We start from the raw sequence: 20,774 nt of genomic DNA, 5'->3' as shown, positions 1-20,774 counted from the left end.
TCGCAAATCCGAAAGAAAGGATCTTCAATGAGTAACGATCTGGTCCTGGTGCTGAACTGCGGCAGCTCCTCGCTCAAGTTCGCCATTCTGGACGCCGAAAGCGGCAGTGAGAAGCTGTCCGGCCTGGCAGAATGCTTTTATCTTGCCGATGCACGCATCAAATGGAAGCTGAATGGCAACAAGGCCGAAGCCGCCCTGGGGGCGGGAGCCGCCCACCAGCAAGCCCTGGACTTCATTGTGGAGCAATTGCTCAAACCTCATCCTGAGCTGCTTCAGGGGCTGGTGGCTGTGGGCCACCGGGTGGTGCACGGCGGTGAGCGTTTTACCCGCTCGGTGCTGATCGACGACGAGGTGATCCAGGGCATTGAAGATTGCGCCAGTCTGGCGCCGCTGCATAACCCGGCGCATCTGGTGGGCATCGCCTCGGCCCGCAACGCCTTTCCTGCACTGCCCCAGGTGGCGGTGTTTGACACCGCCTTTCACCAGACCATGCCCGAGCAGGCCTACCTGTATGCCATTCCCCACTCCCTGTACCGGGAGCACGGCATTCGCCGCTATGGCATGCACGGCACCAGCCACTATTTCATTACCCAGGAAACCGCCCGGGTGCTGAACAAGCCGGTCAACGAGCTCAATATCATCAGCTGTCATCTGGGCAACGGTGCGTCTGTGTGTGCGGTGAAAAACGGCCAGTCGGTGGACACCTCCATGGGCCTGACCCCGCTGGAAGGCCTGGTAATGGGCACCCGCAGCGGTGACATCGATCCGGCCATTATTTTCCACCTGCACGATGCCCTGGGCTACAGCGTCGAGCGCATCAATACCCTGCTCACCAAGGAGTCGGGACTGCTCGGCCTGACCGAGCAAAGCAGCGACTGCCGCTTTGCCGAAGACAACTATGCCGAACGGCCCGAAGCGAAACGGGCCCTCGACATCTTCGCCTATCGCCTGGCCAAGTATATTGCCGGCTATACCTGTGCTCTGGACGGCCGGCTCGATGCCATCGTCTTTACCGGCGGCATTGGTGAAAACTCCTCGCTGGTTCGCGAGCTGACCCTGTCCAGACTCGCGCTGCTGGGCGTGCAGGTGGACGACGCCGCCAACCAGGCCGCCCGGTTTGGCCAGTCCGGCTGCATCAGCCAGGCCGGCAGCCTGCCGGTGTGGGTGCTGCCCACCAACGAAGAATGGGTGATCGCCCAGGATGCGTTAACCCTGTCACAACAAGAGGAAAGCCAATGACCAGAACCATTATGCTGGTGCCCGTCAGCAGCGGTGTGGGCGCCACCTCGGTAAGCCTTGGCATGGTGCGCGCCATGGAGCGCAACGGGGTTAACGTCAGCTTTTTCAAGCCGGTGTCCCAGCCCCGCACCCGCCGCAAGGTTCAGGATCACTCCACTGCCGTGATGGCCAACGGCACCAACCTGACGCCACCGGAGCCCTTTGCCCTCAGCTATGCCGAGAGCATGATCTCGGCGGGCAACCTGGATGTGCTGCTGGAGGAGATCGTCGCCCGGTTTGAAAAGCATGTCACCGAGAGCGGCGCCGAAGTGGTGGTGGTGGAAGGTCTGATCCCCACCGACAAGCAGCCCTTTGCCAACCGCATCAACTACGACATCGCCAAGGCGCTGGACGCCGACATGGTGTTTATCGCCCAGCCCGGCAGCGACAGCAGCCAGTACCTGAAAGAGCGCCTGGAGCTGGCCTGCGCCAACTTCGGCGGTGTGCTCAACAAGCGCATTGTGGGCTGCATTATCAACAAGGTCGGCGCCCCGGTGGACGAGCAGGGCAATACCCGGCCCGATCTCACCGAAATGTTCAACCCCGGCTACAAGGGCGAGCACGTCACCGCCAACCTGGAAGTGCTGCAGGTATTTGGCAAGACCCCGCTGCGCATTCTCGGCTGCATTCCCTGGAACACCCAGCTGGTGGCGCCCCGGGCGGTGGATCTGGCCCGTCATCTCAATGCCACCATCATCAACGAGGGCGGGCTGCACACCCGCCGGCTGCAAAGCGTGACCTTCTGCGCCCGGGCGCTGCACAACATGGTGCAGCACTTCAAGCCCGGCAGCCTGCTGGTGGCCTCGGGAGACCGTTCCGACGTCATCGTCTCCGTGTGTCTGGCGGCCATGAACGGCGTCAAGATCGGCGCCCTGTTGCTGACCGGCAGCTATCACCCCGAGCCCCAGATCATGGACCTGTGCCAGCGCGCCACCGAAACCGGCCTGCCCATTCTGATGGTAAACACCAACACCTGGCAGACGGCGGTGAGCCTGCAGCACTTTAATCTGGAGATCCCGGTAGACGATGCCGGCCGCATTGAAGCGGTGCAGGATTACGTGGCCGGTCATATCGACAAGCACTGGATCGAGTCGTTGTCGGCCAAGTCGGCCCGCAGCCGCCGGCTCAGTCCGCCGGCGTTCCGTTACCAGCTGACCGAGCTGGCGCGCCGGGCCGCCAAGCGTATTGTGCTGCCGGAAGGAGAAGAGCCGCGCACCATCAAGGCCGCCGCCATCTGTGCCGAACGGGGCATTGCCCGGCCGGTACTGCTGGGCAGCCACGACGCCATCCTGCGCATTGCCGCCCAGCAGGGCGTGGTGCTGGATGAAAAGGTCGATATCGTGGATCCGCTCGAGGTACGTGACAACTACGTAGAGCGGCTGGTGGAGCTGCGCAAGGCCAAGGGCATTACCGAGGTGGTGGCCAAAGAACAGCTGCAGGACAACGTGGTGCTGGGCACCATGATGCTGGAGCGGGACGAGGTGGACGGCCTGGTATCGGGGGCGGTCAACACCACCGCCAACACCATTCGGCCGCCGCTGCAGATCATCAAGACGGCCCCGGGCAGCTCGCTGGTGTCCTCGGTGTTCTTTATGCTGTTGCCGGATCAGGTGCTGGTGTACGGCGACTGTGCCATCAATCCGGATCCCAGTGCCGAGCAGCTGGCGGAGATCGCCATTCAGTCGGCGGAGTCGGCCCGGGCCTTTGGTATTGAGCCCCGCGTTGCGATGATCTCCTATTCCACCGGCACCTCGGGCTCCGGCGCCGACGTGGAGAAGGTGCGTGAAGCCACCCGCATTGCCCAGGAAAAACGTCCGGATCTGGTGATCGACGGTCCGCTGCAATACGACGCCGCCATCATGGAAAACGTGGCCAAGTCCAAGGCGCCCAATTCCCCGGTGGCGGGCAAGGCGACCGTGTTCATCTTCCCGGATCTGAACACCGGCAACACCACCTACAAGGCGGTGCAGCGTTCAGCCCAGCTGGTGTCCATCGGCCCCATGCTGCAGGGCATGCGCAAGCCGGTAAACGATCTGTCCCGGGGCGCTCTGGTGGACGACATTGTCTACACCATCGCCCTTACCGCCATTCAGGCCGGTCAGCAGAACGGCACCGCCTGATTGCAAACCTCGCCGGCGGTCAGCACCGCCGGCGTGCTTGCAAAGCCGCTTGTGATTGGCGACGCTGAGGGCTCTTTTGTCCTTGAGTCAACGCCATGAACTTTCTTTCCCAGCCTTTGCAGAGCCTGCCCGAGCCGGACTGGCGCCAGTTGCAGGAAATTCCCATTGTTGATAACGGCGACCCCCTTGTGCCCCTGGGGCTGGTGCCTTCGCCGCTCAGGGTCTATCCCGCCTACTTTCATCTGGGCGTGCCCGGTGCGCTCACCGAATGCTATGTGCGCCGCTCGGTGCTGAGCCGGCTGCAACAGGCGGCCATGTTGCTGCCTGCCGGGGTCGAGCTGGTGGTGCTGGACGGCTGGCGGCCGTACCGGGTACAGCAGTATCTGTACGACACCCTGGTGGATGCCCTGAGCCGGCAGTTTCCCGGTGAAGACGAGCACAGCCTGCAGACCCGCGCCCGGCATTTTGTGGCGCCGCCAAGCCAGAATGAAACCGCGCCCAGCCCGCACCTGACCGGCGGTGCGGTGGATGTGTGCCTGTGTGACGGGGCGGGCCAGCTGCTCAACATGGGCACCGGTTTTGATGATATCAGCCCCTGGTCGTACACCGCCGCCTTTGAGGCGGTGGTCAGGCCCGGAGCCGAGGAAGCCGAGATCATCGAAAACCGCCGGCTGCTGCACAGCTGCATGATCCGGGCCGGATTCACCAATCTGCCCAGCGAGTGGTGGCATTATGATTACGGCAACCAGAGCTGGGCCTGGTACAGCAAAGCGCCTCAGGCGCTGTTTGGGGTAGCCCAGCAACAGAGCCTGGCCGAGCGTTGGCGGGCTCAGGTGGCTTCCGGCTGAGCACCGCTTTTTCGTTTTTGCCGGCCGCTGTACAGCTGCTGGGGCCGGTGCCAGCCCGCGCTATTTTCTGCCTTAAAAAGTGTGACCTGCACTGCAATTATCGTTTTTTTTGATGACGCCAAACCCCTTTTGGCGGCACCGGAATCATTGGTTTCTACTGTTACTTTCCAACGGCGAAGGTCAGCTAACTTTTTATAAAACAAGAGATTTAAACCAGCTCTTAAACAACAGCAGGTCGGCCGATCCGGCTTTTTCATTTTTTATGTAAATGGTGAGTGGTGAGCGGATAAAAATCTCTGATGGTGTTAACCACTTGTTATCAGATTCATTGCGGAGTAATTTGCCCGCACTTGCCGCTTTCTGCAGAAGATGGGAATGTCGGCAATAAGTGATATAGGACAATGTACCGTCACAAGACGGCTGTCCAACGTTCAACAAAGGATGTAATCATGAACGAACTGGTTAATGCCATTAACGGCTATATCTGGAGCCTGCCCCTTATCTATCTGTGTCTGGGTGTAGGTCTGTATTTCTCCCTTCGCACCCGCTTTTTGCAACTTCGCCATATCAAGGAAATGGTCAGGCTGATGTTTCAGGGCGGCAGCTCCGCTGCCGGCATCAGTTCCTTTCAGGCACTGGCCCTGTCCCTCTCGGGCCGGGTAGGTACCGGTAACATCGCCGGGGTGGCCACCGCCATCACCTTTGGTGGTCCGGGCGCCGTATTCTGGATGTGGGTAGTGGCCTTTCTGGGCTCGGGTACCGCCTTTGTGGAGTCCGCCCTGGCGCAGATCTACAAGGAAAAGGACGACAACGGCCTGTACCGGGGCGGTCCGGCCTTCTACATCGAGAAAGGCCTGGGCATCAAATGGTATGCCTGGGTGTTTGCCATCTCTACCGTGCTGGCTTGTGGCATGCTGCTGCCGGGCGTGCAGGCCAACAGTATTGCCTCCGGCATTGAGCATGCCTTTGGCATTCCCACTACCGTCTCTGCGGCCGCCGTGGTGATCCTGCTGGGCCTTATCATCTTTGGTGGCGTCAAGCGTATTGCCCACTTCACCCAGATCGTGGTGCCCTTTATGGCACTGGGCTACATTCTGGTGGCCTTTGTGATCCTGGTGCTCAATATTGGCCAGATCCCGGAAGTGGTCAGCCTGATTGTGGGCAGCGCCTTTGGCATGAAGGCGGGTTTCGGTGCCATTCTGGGCCTGGCCATTGAATGGGGCGTGAAACGCGGCATCTACTCCAACGAAGCCGGCCAGGGCACAGGTCCCCATGCCGCCGCCGCCGCCGAAGTGTCGCACCCCGCCAAGCAGGGGCTGGTGCAGAGCTTTTCTGTCTATATCGACACCCTGTTTGTGTGTACTGCCACCGCCTTCATGATCATCATCACCGGCGCCTACAACGTCATGGGCAAGGCCGGTGAGGCCATCGTTGAGAACCTGCCCGGCGTGGAAGCCGGCCCCGGTTACACCCAGGCGGCGGTCGAGTCGGTGATGCCCGGCTTTGGCGGTATCTTTGTGGCGGTGGCGCTGTTCTTCTTCGCCTTTACCACCATTCTGGCCTACTACTACATCGCCGAAACCAACATCGCCTATATCAACCGCAAGGTACATCGCCCCTGGCTGATGTTTGCCCTCAAACTGGTGCTGATGGCCTCCGTGGTCTATGGCTCGGTCAAGACCGCCGGCCTGGCCTGGGGTCTGGGCGATATCGGCGTGGGCCTGATGGCCTGGCTCAACATCATTGCCATTCTGCTGCTGCAAAAGCCGGCGCTGATTGCGCTGAAAGACTACGAAGCGCAAAAGGCGCAGGGGCTGGACCCCACCTTTGATCCGGTAAAACTCGGCATCAAGAACGCCGATCACTGGGTGAAGGGCAAGCCGTCCCGGGTAGAGCAAAGCGATAATGCGGCTCCTGCCGGTACTCAGGCCGAGCGCTCCTGATACAACCCCATGAAAGCAAGGCCGGACTCTGTTCCGGCCTTTTTTTCGTACTGGCAGCACCAAAAGCCGACACTGGTCCCAGAGCGACAGGGCGGCTTGTGCGTATACTCGGGCTGAAGCCCCCATTGCGCGAACATCAATAATTCACAAGGAGAGCGAGAATGGACAGCAGCAATGCACTGTGGCAAACCGGCTGGTACTGCAACGGCCAGTGGCAGGATACTGAGGATCACTACGAAGTTCTGAACCCGGCCACAGGCGATGTGCTGGCGCGTGTTTCCCGTTGCGGCGGCGCCGAGACCGGACAGGCCATTGATGCCGCTGCCTCCGCCTTTGAGCAATGGCGTCATACCACGCCCAAGGAGCGCACCGCCGTACTGCACCGCTGGAGCGATCTGATGCTGGAGCACCAGGACGAGCTGGCGGAGCTGATGGTGCTGGAGCAGGGCAAGCCCCTGGCCGAAGCAAAAGGCGAGGTGGCTTATGCCGCCAGCTTTCTGGAGTGGTTCGGAGAAGAAGCCAAACGCGCCTGTGGCGATACCATCCCCAGCCCCAAACGGGAAAACCGGTTGTGGGTGATCAAGCAGCCGGTGGGCGTGGTGGCGGCCATCACTCCCTGGAACTTTCCCATGGCCATGATCACCCGCAAGGTGGGCCCGGCCATTGCCGCCGGCTGTACCGCCGTGGTCAAGGCTTCAAGTGTCACTCCCCTGTGTGCCAACGCCCTGGCGGTGCTGGCGGAGCGGGCCGGGTTGCCTGCCGGTGTGCTTAACCTGGTGTCCGGCGACTCCGGCCCCATCGGTGAAGCGCTGATGCAAAGCTCACTGGTGCGCAAGCTGTCCTTTACCGGCTCTACCGGCATTGGCAAAAAGCTCATGGCCCAGGCCGCCGGCACGGTGAAAAAGCTGTCGCTGGAGCTGGGCGGCAATGCGCCCTTTATCGTGTTTGACGATGCCGATCTCGACGCCGCCGTGACCGGCGCCATGACCTCCAAGTTCCGCAATACCGGCCAGACCTGCGTGTGCGTCAACCGTTTTTATGTGCAGGACGGCATTTACGACCGGTTTGTGGCTCGCCTGGCTGAAGCCGCCGGGGCGCTCAAGGTGGCGGAAGGCCGGGTGGACGGCGCCCAGCAGGGACCGCTGATCACGCAAGCAGCCCTCGACAAGGTGGAAGAGCACGTGGCCGATGCGCTGGAAAAAGGCGGCCGGCTGGTGTGCGGCGGTGCTCAACACGCACTGGGCGGCACCTTCTACCAGCCCACGGTGATCGCCGACGCCAGTGAAAATATGCTGCTGGCGCAGGAAGAAACCTTTGGTCCGGTGGCGGCCTGCTTCAGGTTCAGCGATGAAGATGAGGTTATCAAGCGGGCCAACAACACTCCCTTTGGCCTGGCCGCCTATTTCTACACGCAGGATCTGAACCGGGTATTCCGCGTATCGGAAGCGCTGGAGTCGGGCATGGTGGGTGTGAACGAGGGCATGATTTCCAACGAGGTGGCGCCTTTTGGTGGCGTCAAGGAATCGGGCCTGGGCCGGGAAGGCAGCCAGATAGGTCTGGATGAGTTTATGGAAACCAAGTACGTCAACCTGGGGAATGTAATCTGACTCGTCGCTCCCGCGAAGGCGGGAGCAGTACGTAGGTTGCCGATGAGCGCAGCGAATCGCAGCATGAAGCCGGCTGTGGCATGGTGGAATTCGCGTTGCTCATTCGCACCCTACGGCACAGCCGACAGTTCGAGCAGCCGGCCATTCTCGGCGGCACGCAGCAGGGATTCAATCTCCCCGGCCGGTTTCGGACGACTGATAAAATAGCCCTGAATGGAATGGCAGTGCAGCTGGCGCAGAAAAGCGAGCTGGGCTTCGGTTTCCACGCCCTCGGCCACCACCCTGAGGTTAAGGTTTTTCGACAGCGCCACTATGGCCTGCAATATGGCCTCGTGGCTGGGATCTCCGCCAATGTCCTGAACAAAGGAACGGTCAATCTTGAGCACATCCAGGGGCAGCATTTTCAGGTAACTGAGCGAAGAATAACCGGTGCCGAAATCGTCCAGCGATACCTGAATGCCCATCTGGTTGATGGTCTGCAATACGCTCACGGCCACGTCGGGATCCTTCATCACCGCGCTTTCGGTGATCTCCAGCTCCAGCTGTGACGGCTTTATACCGGTTTCTTCAAGTATGCGGCGCAGTGTGGTCAGCAGCGACTTGTTCTCCAGTTGCCGCACCGACAGATTGACCGAGATGGATACCTCTTCGGACAACAACCCGGCCTGATGCCAGCGACGCAGCTGGCTGCAGGCCTGATACAGCACCCATTCACCGATGGGCACGATCAGTCCGGTTTCTTCGGTAATGGCGATAAAGACATCAGGTGGTACCGGATCCAGTCCTTCGGGATGCCAGCGCAGCAGGGCCTCCAGCCCGATAATGCGGCCGCTGGCAATATCGACCTGGGGCTGGTAGTGCAAGGACAGTTCCCCGCGAGCCAGAGCATGGCGCAGCCGGTTTTCCAGATCCAGCGTCTGGGTGACCTTGTGCTGCATCTGGCTGGTAAAAAACTGAAAGTTGTTGCGGCCGTTGGCCTTGGCCTGGTACATGGCCATGTCGGCACACTTCAGCAGGGCCGGGGCGCTGTCCGCCGAACTGGGGTAGAGGGCGATGCCAACGCTGGTGCCGATAAAGACCTCGTTGCCTTTAACCACGAAGGGCTCACTCAGGGCATTGATCAGTTTCCGGGCCACGATGGCCGGCTCCCTGTCCTCGCCGATCTCCTCCAGGATCACGGTAAACTCGTCGCCGCCCAGGCGGCTGATGGTGTCTCCGTCCCGAATGCGTGACTGCAGCCGGTGAGCGGCCTGTTGCAGCAGCTGATCGCCGGCCTCATGGCCCAGGGTGTCGTTGACCTGCTTGAATCTGTCCAGGTCGAGAAACAGCAGCGCCAGGGAATGATGATGGCGATCCGAGCGGGCGATGGCCTGCTGCAGCAGCTTGAGAAACATGCCCCGGTTGGCCAGTCCGGTCAGGGGATCATACTGGGCCAGGTAGGCCAGCTTCTGCTCGGTCTGCTTGCGTTCACTGATGTCCTGAAATACCAGCACCATGCCGGGACAATCGGGCCCCTGGTCGCTGATGGGGCTGGCGGTGAGTTCGACCGGAAAGCGGTCGCCATTCTGGCGCCGGAACCACTGCTGATCATCCTGCAGGTTGCGCCTGGCTTTACAGGCCAGATGAAGCTCGCTGTGCTCAAAGGGAGCAGGGGGCTCATCAGTACACTGTATCTGTGAAAAATGGGCGCCGATAAGCTCTTCTTTGCGGTAACCGAGCAGCCGTTTGGCGGCCGGGTTGGCGAAGGTAATGCGTCCTTCGGGATCCAGGCTGAGAATGCCCTCTGCCGTGGACTTCAGTAACAGCTCCTGGTGGCCGCGCAGCTGCCTCAGCTCCAGCAGGCTGTTTTCCAGCAGGGCCTTGTGCTTGGCCAGCTCCAGAAAGAAACGCACCTTGCTCAGCAATATCTGGGGCTGTACCGGCTTGAACAGATAGTCGACGGCACCCACGTCATAGCCCTTGAATTCATAGGCTTCTTCCTTGTCGGCGGCGGTGACGAAAATAATGGGAATATGCTGGCTGCCCTTGTGGCCGCGGATCAGTTCGGCGGTTTCGAAACCATCCATGTCCGGCATCATGACGTCGAGCAGGATCAGGGCAAACTGGTGGCGCAGCAGCAATGAAAGTGCCTCGGTGCCCGACAGGGCATGATGCACCTCGGCATCCACACCTTCCAGTATGCGGGTCATCGAACGGATGTTCTCAATCCTGTCGTCCACCACCAGTATGGTCGGGCGCTGTGCATCATGGGTCATGGCTGGTTTCTCGGTTATGGGGGTTGCTGGCCGGTGCGCCGGCCTTTCATTTATTTTCTCTGGGGCTGACATCATGTTCAAGTGGCCTCCGGGGCCAGTCCGGCCAGCAGCCCGGCAATGGCATCCAGTCCGAGCACCCGCTTGGTGCTGCTGGCCTTCAGTGCCGCCCTGGGCATGGTATCGACCTGGGCGGTGTCCGGATCCTGTACGATGGCCAGTCCGCCGGCGGCCTGCAGTTTTGCCAGACCGGCACTGCCGTCGGTGTTGGCGCCGGTCAGGATAATGCCGGCCAGCCGCTCACCATACACATCGACGGCGCTGTCGAACAGCACATCGATGGAGGGCCGGCTGTGATTGATCCGGGCATCGACCGACAGGCTGAATTGTCGCTGCTGTTCCAGCAGCAGGTGATAGCCGGCCGGCGCCAGGTAGACATGACCGCCCTGCACCGGTTGTTTGTCCTCGGCATCCTGCACCGGCAGGGCGCAGTGCTGGTCGAAATAACGATCCAGGTGACCACCGCTGCCTTCCAGCCGGTGCAGCACAAGCACCACCGGCAGGGCAAAATCTGCGGGCAGACGGGTGAGCAGCTCTGTGACCGCCTGAATGGCGCCGGCCGAGCCGCCGATCACCACGGCGTCACAGGCATGTGGATGCTGGTGTTGCTGCGGAATGCAGTTATACGGTGCTGTCATAAGAGGCGGCTCCGTCCGCTGGGGGTGTGCCTTGCCCGCCATTCCCGGACGGCAAACGGTTCTGCAGCAGCCGGGTCATCATGGTGCTGCTGAGGGGCGGCTGAATAAAAAAGCCCTGCGCCCGGTGGCAGCCATTGGCCCGCAGAAAGTCTGCCTGCTCCCGGGTTTCCACTCCTTCGGCAATCAGCTCAAAGTCCAGGGTATGGGCCATGCCGATAATGGTTTTGATCACGGCATCATTCTTGGCATCCTGGCCTATCCGGCCGACAAAGGGCTGTGCCAGCTTGAGGGTATCGATGGGCAGGCAGTGGATCTGATTGAACGAGGAGTAGCCGGTGCCGAAGTCATCCAGCGCGATGCGACAGCCCAGTTGCCTGAGCTGCTCCAGGCCCCGGAGCACGGACTCCTGCTCATCCCTCAGCGCATTTTCGGTCAGCTCCAGGCTGAGGCGCCGTGCCGGCAGGCCGTGGCGCTCCAGCACCGTCTGAATGTCGCTCAGCACCTGACTTCGGGTCAGCTGGCGGGTCGAAATATTGAGCGCTAGAGTCACAGGTTCATCGAGCAGGCCGGCCCGGCACCAGTCCCGGAACTGCCCGCAGGCCTGATCCAGTATCCATTCTCCCAGCCCGGCCATAATGCCGATGCGCTCCGCCATGGGAATAAACCGGGCCGGAGGGATCATGCCGAGCTCCGGGTGCTGCCAGCGCAGTAATACCTCGATACCGAGCAGCTCCCCGCTGGCCAGGTGGATCTGGGGCTGGTAATGCAAGGACAGTTGCCGTTCGTTAACCGCATAGCGCAAGTCCTGCTCGAGGCGCATGCGTTCCATGGCCGTGCGGTGCATGTCGGGGGCGTAAAACTGATAGTTGTTGCGCCCCATGGCCTTGGCCTGGTAGAGCGCGGTGTCGGCGGCCTTGAGCAGGGTCTCGCTCTCGGCGCTGCAGGCCGGATAGGTGGCGATACCGATGCTGGGACTGACATAAACCTGATACTGCTCCAGCTGGTGCGGCGCAGCCAGGGAGCGCAAGACCTTCTGGGCCACCACGGCGGCGTCTTCGGGCTGGCTGATTTCGTCCAGAATGATGGCGAACTCGTCGCCGCCCAGGCGGGCCACCAGATCGCTGCGCCTGAGGTTGTGCTGCAGGCGCTGGGCCACGCTTTTCAGCAGCCGGGCCTCCTGCTCGGTTTCGCCGTCCCGGACGGGCTGCACACTGTACTGGATCCGCTGGGCCACGCTTTTCAGCAACCGATCGCCGGTATCGTGCCCCAGGGTATCGTTGATGTCCTTGAAATGGTCCAGGTCCAGCAACAGCACCGCCATGTTGCCCTTGCGCCGCCGGGCCCGGGAGAGTGACAACGACAGAAACTCCTGGAACAGGGTGCGGTTGGCCAGGCCGGTCAGGGGGTCGTACTGGGCCAGCTCCAGCAGCCGTTGCTCGGTCTGCTTGCGCAGGCTGATGTCCTGAAAGACGATTACGCCGCCGAGAAAGCGGCCGGATTCATCCTTCAGGGGGGCGCTGGTGTACTCAGCGGGAACAGGAACGCCGTCCTGTCGCCAGAGCAGGCCGTCATAGACCCGGTAGGGCTGGTCACCCTGATAGGCCATATAGAGGGGGGAGTGCTCCCAGGAGGGAATCTCGTCTTCCGGCCGGTACAGCAGCTGGTGCAGATGGCGGTCCCGCAGCTGGCTGTCCGGGTAGCCCAGTATCTGGGCGGCTGCCTCATTGGCAAACTGGACATGTCCGGACGGGCTGACGCCGAGTATGCCCTCACCGGCACAGTTCAGCAGCAGCTGGTACTGGCGCTTCATGGCGGTCAGCTCGTGCCGGTAGCGATCAAGGGCCAGAAAAATCCGGACCTTGCTCAGCAGCATGTCGCTGTCGACCGGCTTGATCAGATAGTCGACGGCTCCCGACTGGTACCCCTGGCTGATATAGCGAACATCCCTGTTAAGGGCGGTCAGAAAAATAATGGGGGTCTTGCGAACCTCTTCATCCTGGTGGATCAGACTGGCGGTTTCAAAGCCGTCCATCTCCGGCATCTGCACATCCATCAGGATCAGCGCAAAGTCGTGGTGCAGGGTGAGTGACAGCGCCTCGTTGCCCGAGCTGGCCAGCAGCACCTCCGCCCCGCACTCCTGTAACAGGGTCTCCATGGCGTAGAGGTTTTCCTGCTTGTCATCCACCACCAGTATTCTGGAGCTGTGAGGGAAAATCATCGCTGCGCCTCCTTATCGTGCTGTTGCCGGGCCAGCAGCTCGGCCAGGGTGGTCAGCAACCGCTCCATATCCAGCGGTTTGCTCAGACAGGGCAGTCCGGAGAGTGCCGGCAATGACGGTGGCTCCTGCTCCGGCGTTGTCAGCAGCAGCGCCGGACAGCTGCCGTCCGGCAGGGCCGCCAGTACCCGGCCGGCGTCCTGGCAGGGGGACGTCAGCGCCAGGATCAGCAGATCCACCCGGGTTTCCCCGGTCAGCCGGGCAAGGGCGGTGGCAGGGTTTTCTGCCTTGATGACGTTGATACCGTGCTGCCGGAGCCGGGCCGACAGCATAAAGCTGGTGCGCATGTCGTTGTCGACCAGCAGCAGGGTCTTGCCCCGGGCCAGCTCGGCCAGGCGGGGCAGCAGCGCCGTGCTGGAAGGGGGAGGAACAGGAGCGGGGCGGGGAGCCGGATCCGCTTCCGGCGCCGCTTCCGTTGCAAGGGGCCGGGAGGGCTGCAGGGGCAGAAACAGGGAAAAGTGGCTGCCCTGTCCCGGCTGGCTCAGCAGGGTGATACGTCCCCCCAGCAGCCGGGTCAGCTCCCGGCAGATGGCAAGACCCAGCCCGCTACCTTCATAGTGGCGGTTGATGGCGCCATCCAGCTGCCGGAATGATTCGAAGATTTCTGCCTGAAGGGGGCCGGGAATGCCAATGCCGGTATCCGAAACGGTAAAGGCAACGGCCTGATCATCGCAGTTGTCGGCCGGAACCACGGTCAGTTCGATATGACCCTGATGGGTAAACTTGACCGCATTGGACAGCAGGTTTTTGAGAATTTGCTGCAGTCGCTGGCGATCGCTGCACAGGCTGGCGGGCAGATCCGGGGCCAGGGTTACGCAAAGATCGAGCCCTTTTTCTGCCGCCATGGGCTGAAACTGCTGCTCCAGATGGTTCACCATGTCGTGAATGACCACCGGCTCCCAGTGCAGGGAGAGCTTGCCGGCTTCGACCCTGGACAGATCCAGAATGTCGTTGATCAGCCGCAGCAGATCCTGGCCTTCCCGCTGGATGACGCCGGCGGCCCTGAGCTGATCCCCGGTCAGGTTGCCTTCCTCGTTGGCGGCCAGTTTTCTGGCCAGGATCAGCAGGCTGTGCAGGGGGGTACGCAGTTCATGACTGATATTGGCGAGAAAGGCGGACTTGTATTTGCTGGCCAGCTCCAGGGCTTCCCGCTCCTTGCGCTCAGTGATGTCCTGAAACACCAGCACCAGCCCCCTGAAATGTCCTTCCGTGGAATGCAGGGCGCTGAGGGTATATTCAACCGGAAACAGGTGGCCGTCGGCATGGCAGAACCAGTGTTGATCACAGCTGCTGGTGCCGGCATTCAGCCGGTGTCGCTCCAGCAACGCAGACAGCCAGTCTTCACCGGCCGGCTGTTGCTCGCTCAGCCGCAGCAGTCCGGTCAGCGGCAGGCCGTTCAGCCGTCCGCTTTCCCGGCCCAGCAGGCGCTCCGCCGCCGGGTTGGCAAAGCCAATATGGCCGTTTTCGTCCAGGCTCATGATGCCTTCGCCCACGGCGTGCAGCAGCAGGGCGTTGTGCTCCTGCAGCCGGCGTACTTCCTGCAGGCTGCGCTGCAACTGCTGCTGCTGGCTGGCCTGTTGCAGAAACACCCGTACCTTGCTGAGCAGCACATGGGGTTGCAGGGGCTTGAACAGGTAATCGACGGCGCCGAGATCATAGCCCCGGTCTGCGCGCGCCGTGTCCTGATCGGCGGCGGTCACAAAGATGATGGGTACATGACGGCTGCGGCTGTTTCCCCGGATCAGGCTGGCGGTTTCAAAACCGTCCATGTCCGGCATCATTACATCCAGCAGGATCAGGGCGAAGTCATGGCGCAGGAGCAGCGACAGGGCCTGGTGCCCGGAGTCGGCGGTAATGACCTCGGCCTGCAGCGAGGCCAGCAGCCGCTGCATTGAATGCAGGTTTTCGGGTCTGTCGTCCACCACCAGTATTTTGGGTTGGGCTGAAGCCGGCTCGCGGGTCATGCCCTGTACTCCGGGGGTAACCGCTTGAAAATACGCTGCTCGTAAACATGATCCTCGAAGCGGTCCTGTACCGACGAGAATTTCAGGGATTCCTTGTTGCCCAGGCACAGAAAGCCCCTGTGGCTGAGGCTGTCGTGCAGCAGGGTCAGCACCCGGTTCTGCAGTTGCTGGTCAAAATAGATCAGCACATTGCGGCAAATCACCAGCTGCATTTCCCCGAACACGCCGTCGCTGGCCAGGTTGTGGTTGGCAAAGGTGACGTTGGCCCTGAGTGAGTCGTTCATCTTGGCCGCGCCGTATCTGGCGTGATAGTAATCGGAAAAGGAGCGCCGGCCACCGGCCCTGAGGTAGTTTTCGTGGTACTGCTGCATCTGTTTGAGGGGATAAATACCCTCCCGGGCCACGGCCAGGGAATGGTTGTTGTAATCGGTGGCGTAAATCTGGGCCCGGTCGTAGAGTCCTTCTTCCTTGAGCAGAATGGCCAGGGAGTAGACCTCCTCCCCGGTGGCGCAGCCGGCGTGCCAGATCTTGATAAAGGGATAGGTTTTCAGTACCGGGATCACCTGAGTGCGCAATGCCACAAAAAAATCGGGATCCCGGAACATGTCGGTCACGGTGACCGACATGTCCTTCAGAAACTGGTCAAAAAAGCCCCTGTCATGCAGAAGGGGAGGGATCAGCCCGGATATCCGGTCAATCCCGGCCCGCTGCATGCGCTGGGCCACCCGGCGCTTGAGCGAGGCCCGGGCGTAATGGCGGAAGTCATAGCCGTAACGCCGGAAAATGGCTTCCAGCAACAGCTCCAGCTCTATCTGTTCCAGCTCCTGGGGGTTCTCTTTCATCTGAACAGCCACACTCTCATCATGGACACCAGCTTGTCGACATCGACCGGCTTGGTGCAGTAATCGTTGGCGCCCGCCTCAATGCTTTTGGCCTTGTCTTCAGGCATGGCCTTGGCGGTCAGGGCAATGATCGGCAGCGACTTGAAGCGCGCCTGCCGGCGAATGCGGCGCATGGCCTCGTAGCCGTCCATCACCGGCATCATGATGTCCATCAGCACCAGCTCGATATCCGGCTCTTCCTCGAGTTTCTGCAGGGCCAGCTCACCGTTGTCGGCCATATCGACTTCCAGGCCATGCTCGCGCAGCACCTTGGACAGGGCATAGGTGTTGCGCAGATCGTCGTCCACCAGCAGCACCTTGCGCCCTTGCAGCAGCTGCTCCGGGCTGTGCAGCATCTGGATGATATTGCGCTGCTCGCTCGGCAGCGAGGTCTCCACGCTGTGCAGGAACAGGGTGGTTTCGTCGAGCAGGCGTTCCGGTGAGCTGGCGCCCTTGATGACAATGCTGCCGGTATATTCGCTCAGCTCCCGGTATTCTTCCGCGGTCAGCTCACGGCCGGTGTAGACCACGGTGGGGGGTAGCGAAATCTGCTCGTCCTGGCTGAGCCGGTCGAGCAGCTCGAAGCCGCTGATATCGGGCAGGGACAGGTCCAGGATCATGCAGTCAAAGCTGCCGCTGCAGAGCTTGTCCTGGGCTTCCCGGCCGGTGCTGACGGCGCAGATGTCCACTTCCTTGCTGGTGAGCAGCCGGATCACCGCCTGACGGTTATGACTGTCGTCTTCCACCAGCAGCACCCGCTTGACGCCGTAATGTAACAGGGACTCCATCTTGCCGAACAGGGCATGGATTTCTTCTTCCGTGACCGGCTTGGTCAGAAAGCCCACGGCGCCCATCTGCAGTACCTCGTTGTTCCTGTCTTCGGCCGAAAGGATATGCACCGGAATATGGCGGGTCTTGATATTGTGCTTGAGCTGCTCCAGCACCTGGCGGCCGTCGAGGTCGGGCAGCCCCAGATCCAGAATAATGGCGCTGGGCTGATACTCCTCTGCCAGCTGCAGGCCGGTGCTGCCGGTCAGGGCCGACAGGCAGCGATAGTCCTTCTTGCGGGACAGCTCGATCAGTATTCTGGCAAAGGCCGGATCATCCTCGATGATCAGCACCGACTTGTCTCCCGGCGTCAGTGTGTCTCTGTCGTCCGCCGGGCCGGCGGGCATGGCGACGGGAGCCGGCGCTACCGGTGCCGGTGCCGGCTCGGCGACGGCGGGCCGGGCCGGCCTGGGCTGGGGAACGGAGGTCGGTGGCGCCGGGCGTGCCGGCTGGCTGTTATCCCGGGGCATGGCCTGAGCCGACGCCTCTTCCAGCGGCAGATAGAGGGTAAAGGTACTGCCCTTGCCGGCTTCACTCTGCAGCTGAATTTCACCGCCCAGCAGCCGGACCAGCTCCCGGCAGATGGTCAGGCCAAGGCCGGTGCCGCCGTAGATGCGGCTGGTGGAGCCATCCGCCTGCTGAAAGGCTTCAAACACCGCTTCCTGCTGGTCGTCGGCGATACCGATACCGGTGTCGGTGACCGCAAAGGCGACCACCCGGCCGGCCTTCAGGTCCGGGTTGTGGAAACGCACGTCGTTTGCCGGCTTGTGTACCCGCAGGCTGACCGAGCCCTGATGAGTAAACTTGATGCCGTTCGACAGCAGGTTGCGCAGTATCTGCTCGACCCGCTGCGGATCGCTGGAAATGCTGCCGGGCAGTTCGCTGTCCTGCTCCAGGACAAGCTCCAGGCCCTTGTCATTGGCGAGCGGGCTGAACTGATCACGCAGCGCGCTGAGCAGGGAGTCGATGGCCATGGGCTCGAAATGGATATCGAGCTTGCCGGCCTCCACCTTGGACAGGTCCAGAATGTCGTTGATCAGGGTCAGCAGGGACTTGCCGCCCTGGTAGATCACCCGGGCGTCTTCCTGCTGCTCCTCGGTGAGGTTGCCTTGCCGGTTGCTGGCCAGGGACTGGGACAGGATCAGCAGGCTGTTGAGCGGGGTGCGCAGCTCGTGGGACATATTGGCCAGGAACTCGGACTTGTACTGGCTGGCCCGGGACAGATCCCGGGCCTGCAGCTCCACCGCCTGCTTGGCCAGCTCGATATCACGGCTTTTTTGCTCGGTTTCGGCCTTCTGGCGCTCCAGCTCTTCGGTGCGCTCTTCCAGCTCGCTGTTCAGCTGCTGCAGCTCGTCACTCTTGCTACGCAGGTTCGCCTCCGACCTGGCCAGCATGTCGGCATGCTCTTCCAGCTCTTCGTTGGCGGCCTTCAGCTCTTCCTGCTGGGTTTGCAGCTCTTCCGCCTGCAGCTTGGACTCTTCCAGCAGTTGCACCAGCTGCTGCTGGGTGCGGGTAACGTGAATGCTGATGGCGATGCTCTGGGTGACCCGCTCCAGAAACTCCCGCTCAATGTCGCTGAAGTGGCGATCGACGCCCAGGGCGAGTACGGCCTCGACCCTGTCTTCATGGATCATCGGCAGCACCATGACATCGGCAGGCTGGGTTTCCCCCATGCCGCTGTTGATGGTCAGGGGCTGCTGCTGATCCGGTACCCGGCTGTAGAGAATGCTCTGTTTTTCCAGAGCGGCCTGGCCGATCAGGCCTTCGCCAAAACCGAACTCGTTATCGCCATTGCGGCGTTGCTTGTAGGCATAGCTGCTGATCAGCTTGAGCCTGGCCCCTTCCGCCAGGTAAAACACCCCAACCTGGGCCTGGAGGTAGCCGGCCAGCCAGTTCATGATCAGCCGGGTCAGGGGCTGCAGTTCGTGTTCATGGCGCATCTGATAATGCAGCTCGGCCAGCCCGGACTTGAGCCAGTCCTGCTCCTTGCGCTCCGTGGCCAGGTGCTTCAGGTTGCCGGACATTTTATTGATGGCTTGGGCCAGCTTATCCTGCTCACCCATCACCTCTACCTGCTTGGAGAAATCTTCCTCCGCGGTGGCCCTGGCCACCGCATGCACATGGCGCAGGCGCCGCACCATCTGGTTGAAGGTATGGGCCAGTACGCCGGTTTCGTCGTTTGAGTCTATTTCTACCTTTACATCCAGATGGCCCTGCTCCAGCTCCCGGGCCGCCTTGGCCAGGAGCTTCATGCGGCGGGTAATGCCTGCGGTGGCAAACAGTGACAGCAGCAGGCCCGATGCAATCAGGGCCAGGGTGCTGATAATGAATATCGTGCGGGCAAACTCGGTCGCTTCCTTGACCTGTATCACCTGCTCGGCGACCTGGCGCTTTTCTTCTGTTTCCAGATACGCCAGTTTGTCTCTCAGGCTTTCCAGAAAGGCATTGTTAAGCAGCAGTATGTCTCCCAGCGAGGTTGAATCTGCCTGCTCGTTGTTATGCAGGCCCTGCTGCACGATCATTATGGGCTCAATCTTGAGATTGACCCAGTCGTCGATCAAGGCCCTGATATCGGCCAGGCGGCTCAGTTTTTCCGGTTGTTTGCTCCAGAGTTGCTGCAGCTGCTCCAGCTCCTGTTTGAGTTCATGATGACGATCGTAAAAGGTGTTCAGAAACAGCCGGTCCCCGCTGCTGATGAAGCCCTGGGAATTGATGACCAGAGAGCGGATCAGGCCATGGGTGTTCAGGGTATGGCGCAGGCTGGCATTGTGGTGACCCAGCTCTTTATTGGCGGTGAGAATGGTATTGGAGCTGTACATGACACTCGCCACCACGACCAGGCCAAAAAGTGCCCTGATCAGGGTCACCTTCAAGAAACGTGAGGCGATAGAGCCTTTGCGTAGTGTCATTGCTGTTTTGTTTCCGTCATCTGATGATAAACACATCCCCGTGTGCCGTATTTGCACAATGGGGGCTGCCGCCCTGTTCTGCTGGGGAAAAGGGAAATTCTGAATGATTTGCGGGCAGCGGCAACAGGATGGTGCTGCTGGGGAGCTGCGGCTCTGCTGCCATAGGATTAACCCATTAGGCCAGAAGCTTTGCGTCACCGCCTTTCGACAGTTTTGCCCGGTACCGGACCCGCCTGAAAGGCGGGCGAATCGTGAACAAATTCTCCCACAGGCCGGGGTCGGATGACAAGGCTCCAGCCGGGGGACATTGCCGTCATGTGATTACTGTTTGTTCAATAAGGCTTCCATGGCTGCTTCGGCATCTTCACGGGTGCGCGGGGATGCATTCTGACCGGTGTCTTTGGCTGCTGCAGACTGCTGCTTTTCCAGCGCCTTCAGCTTTTCTTGCGCTTCCTGCAACTGGGCACGGGTGGCGTCCAGCTCGTTTTGCAGCGGAGCAGCGGCCGGTGCAGCCACAGGGGGAGTGAGCGCGCCGCCCAGCGGCTGTGCCGGCTGGTTGGCGGCCTCAGTCAGCCAGCCCTGCATCACCTCGGGCCAGACCGCGGCCTTGCCGGTGTGTGACTCACTGAACACCTTGGTTTGATCGTTGGCGCTCAGCAGCACCGACAGCTGGTTGCTGTCGGCGTTCCAGACCAGACCGGCCTTGTCGGCGTCCGGCTGCTGGGCGGTACGGGACACCAGATAGAACAGCGGGCCCTGCTGCTGCAGCTCGCCGGCGGTACGCAGCAGCGAGACGGTGGTGTCGTAGTGGGGGCCAAGCAGGCTGGTCATTCGGGTTTTGATTACCGGCTGTTCAAACAGGTTGGTGGTATTGGGATCCAGTCCCACCATGGGCTTGAGCATGGCCCACATCAGCTGGCCCGGCCCCATGGTCAGCAGGGGCGCCACACAGGCACTGAGAGTGAAAGAGAGCAGGGCGGCCTTGAGCAGAACAGACAGACGCATTCGAATATATTCCAGGCTATTGATAATAATAAAGTTTTACCTGTTCGAGTCCGGTGCTTGAATGGCCGGTGATGAGCAGGCCGGCGCAAATTAGCACAGCTTGAGTAAAAAAAGATCAGCGCCGGTGAAAAATAATGGAATGCCCGCTCAGGTCATGATTCCCGCG

12 protein-coding genes and 1 riboswitch are annotated in these 20,774 nt (G+C 61.1%); of the genes, 5 read left to right on the top strand and 7 right to left on the bottom strand.

Annotated features, from left to right (window positions below):
* Window positions 1-27 precede the first annotated feature (27 nt).
* The 5 genes from DA373_RS06580 to DA373_RS06560 all read left to right on the top strand — a co-directional run bounded on the left by DA373_RS06580 (window position 28) and on the right by DA373_RS06560 (window position 7,796).
* The gene (locus DA373_RS06580; protein ID WP_107851535.1) at window positions 28-1,239 is read left to right on the top strand and encodes an acetate kinase; all 1,212 of its coding nucleotides are present in this window, start codon (window positions 28-30) and stop codon (window positions 1,237-1,239) included.
* The gene (gene pta, locus DA373_RS06575; RefSeq protein ID WP_107851534.1) at window positions 1,236-3,398 is read left to right on the top strand and encodes a phosphate acetyltransferase; all 2,163 of its coding nucleotides are present in this window, start codon (window positions 1,236-1,238) and stop codon (window positions 3,396-3,398) included. Before DA373_RS06580 ends, pta begins: the two co-directional genes overlap by 4 nt.
* Window positions 3,399-3,493: 95 nt before the next feature.
* Window positions 3,494-4,246 (top strand): M15 family metallopeptidase, encoded by a 753-nt coding sequence (locus DA373_RS06570; protein WP_107851533.1) that lies wholly within the window; start codon window positions 3,494-3,496, stop codon window positions 4,244-4,246.
* Between the two features lie 449 nt (window positions 4,247-4,695).
* A complete protein-coding gene (locus tag DA373_RS06565; RefSeq protein WP_107851532.1) occupies window positions 4,696-6,189 on the top strand; it encodes an alanine/glycine:cation symporter family protein in 1,494 nt (497 codons plus the stop codon).
* Window positions 6,190-6,350: 161 nt separating this feature from the next.
* The gene (locus tag DA373_RS06560) at window positions 6,351-7,796 is read left to right on the top strand and encodes an NAD-dependent succinate-semialdehyde dehydrogenase (protein ID WP_107851531.1); all 1,446 of its coding nucleotides are present in this window, start codon (window positions 6,351-6,353) and stop codon (window positions 7,794-7,796) included.
* Window positions 7,797-7,906: 110 nt separating this feature from the next.
* On the opposite strand, the gene DA373_RS06555 is transcribed toward DA373_RS06560, so the two are convergent.
* From DA373_RS06555 to DA373_RS16615, 7 genes are all read right to left on the bottom strand, one after another.
* Entirely contained in the window at window positions 7,907-10,051 is a 2,145-nt protein-coding gene (locus tag DA373_RS06555) for an EAL domain-containing response regulator (RefSeq protein WP_198650257.1), read from the bottom strand.
* A gap of 77 nt (window positions 10,052-10,128) precedes the next feature.
* Window positions 10,129-10,746, bottom strand: a complete 618-nt coding sequence (locus DA373_RS06550; RefSeq protein ID WP_107851529.1) for a chemotaxis protein CheB — start codon at window positions 10,744-10,746, stop codon at window positions 10,129-10,131.
* Window positions 10,730-12,964 carry a putative bifunctional diguanylate cyclase/phosphodiesterase gene (locus tag DA373_RS06545; protein WP_107851528.1) on the bottom strand — a complete coding sequence of 745 codons (2,235 nt, stop codon included), beginning with the start codon at window positions 12,962-12,964 and terminating at the stop codon, window positions 10,730-10,732. Before DA373_RS06545 ends, DA373_RS06550 begins: the two co-directional genes overlap by 17 nt.
* A complete protein-coding gene (locus tag DA373_RS06540; RefSeq protein WP_107851527.1) occupies window positions 12,961-14,985 on the bottom strand; it encodes a response regulator in 2,025 nt (674 codons plus the stop codon). Before DA373_RS06540 ends, DA373_RS06545 begins: the two co-directional genes overlap by 4 nt.
* The gene (locus DA373_RS06535) at window positions 14,982-15,827 is read right to left on the bottom strand and encodes a CheR family methyltransferase (RefSeq protein WP_107851526.1); all 846 of its coding nucleotides are present in this window, start codon (window positions 15,825-15,827) and stop codon (window positions 14,982-14,984) included. Before DA373_RS06535 ends, DA373_RS06540 begins: the two co-directional genes overlap by 4 nt.
* Entirely contained in the window at window positions 15,824-19,603 is a 3,780-nt protein-coding gene (locus DA373_RS06530; RefSeq protein WP_198650256.1) for a response regulator, read from the bottom strand. The genes DA373_RS06535 and DA373_RS06530 overlap by 4 nt, the downstream gene beginning before the upstream one ends.
* A gap of 143 nt (window positions 19,604-19,746) precedes the next feature.
* Window positions 19,747-19,831: riboswitch (cyclic di-GMP riboswitch) on the bottom strand.
* 93 nt (window positions 19,832-19,924) lie between these two features.
* Window positions 19,925-20,608, bottom strand: coding sequence for a hypothetical protein (locus tag DA373_RS16615; protein WP_107851524.1), 684 nt, complete (start codon window positions 20,606-20,608; stop codon window positions 19,925-19,927).
* Window positions 20,609-20,774: the final 166 nt, after the last annotated feature.

The organism is Oceanimonas marisflavi (genome assembly GCF_003049725.1).
GTDB classification, from domain to species: Bacteria; Pseudomonadota; Gammaproteobacteria; order Enterobacterales; family Aeromonadaceae; genus Oceanimonas; species Oceanimonas marisflavi.
The sequence above is the reverse complement of the archived record's forward strand: the minus strand, read 5'-3'. Positions and strand labels throughout refer to the sequence as shown.

Coding starts and splice junctions, on each gene's coding strand:
- DA373_RS06565 (WP_107851532.1), top strand. CDS start 4,696: ATGAACGAACTGGTTAATGCCATTAACGGCTATATCTGGAGCCTGCCC.
- DA373_RS16615 (WP_107851524.1), bottom strand. CDS start 20,608: ATGCGTCTGTCTGTTCTGCTCAAGGCCGCCCTGCTCTCTTTCACTCTC.
- DA373_RS06560 (WP_107851531.1), top strand. CDS start 6,351: ATGGACAGCAGCAATGCACTGTGGCAAACCGGCTGGTACTGCAACGGC.
- DA373_RS06530 (WP_198650256.1), bottom strand. CDS start 19,603: ATGACACTACGCAAAGGCTCTATCGCCTCACGTTTCTTGAAGGTGACC.
- DA373_RS06555 (WP_198650257.1), bottom strand. CDS start 10,051: ATGACCCATGATGCACAGCGCCCGACCATACTGGTGGTGGACGACAGG.
- DA373_RS06570 (WP_107851533.1), top strand. CDS start 3,494: ATGAACTTTCTTTCCCAGCCTTTGCAGAGCCTGCCCGAGCCGGACTGG.
- DA373_RS06550 (WP_107851529.1), bottom strand. CDS start 10,746: ATGACAGCACCGTATAACTGCATTCCGCAGCAACACCAGCATCCACAT.
- pta (WP_107851534.1), top strand. CDS start 1,236: ATGACCAGAACCATTATGCTGGTGCCCGTCAGCAGCGGTGTGGGCGCC.
- DA373_RS06580 (WP_107851535.1), top strand. CDS start 28: ATGAGTAACGATCTGGTCCTGGTGCTGAACTGCGGCAGCTCCTCGCTC.
- DA373_RS06535 (WP_107851526.1), bottom strand. CDS start 15,827: ATGAAAGAGAACCCCCAGGAGCTGGAACAGATAGAGCTGGAGCTGTTG.
- DA373_RS06540 (WP_107851527.1), bottom strand. CDS start 14,985: ATGACCCGCGAGCCGGCTTCAGCCCAACCCAAAATACTGGTGGTGGAC.
- DA373_RS06545 (WP_107851528.1), bottom strand. CDS start 12,964: ATGATTTTCCCTCACAGCTCCAGAATACTGGTGGTGGATGACAAGCAG.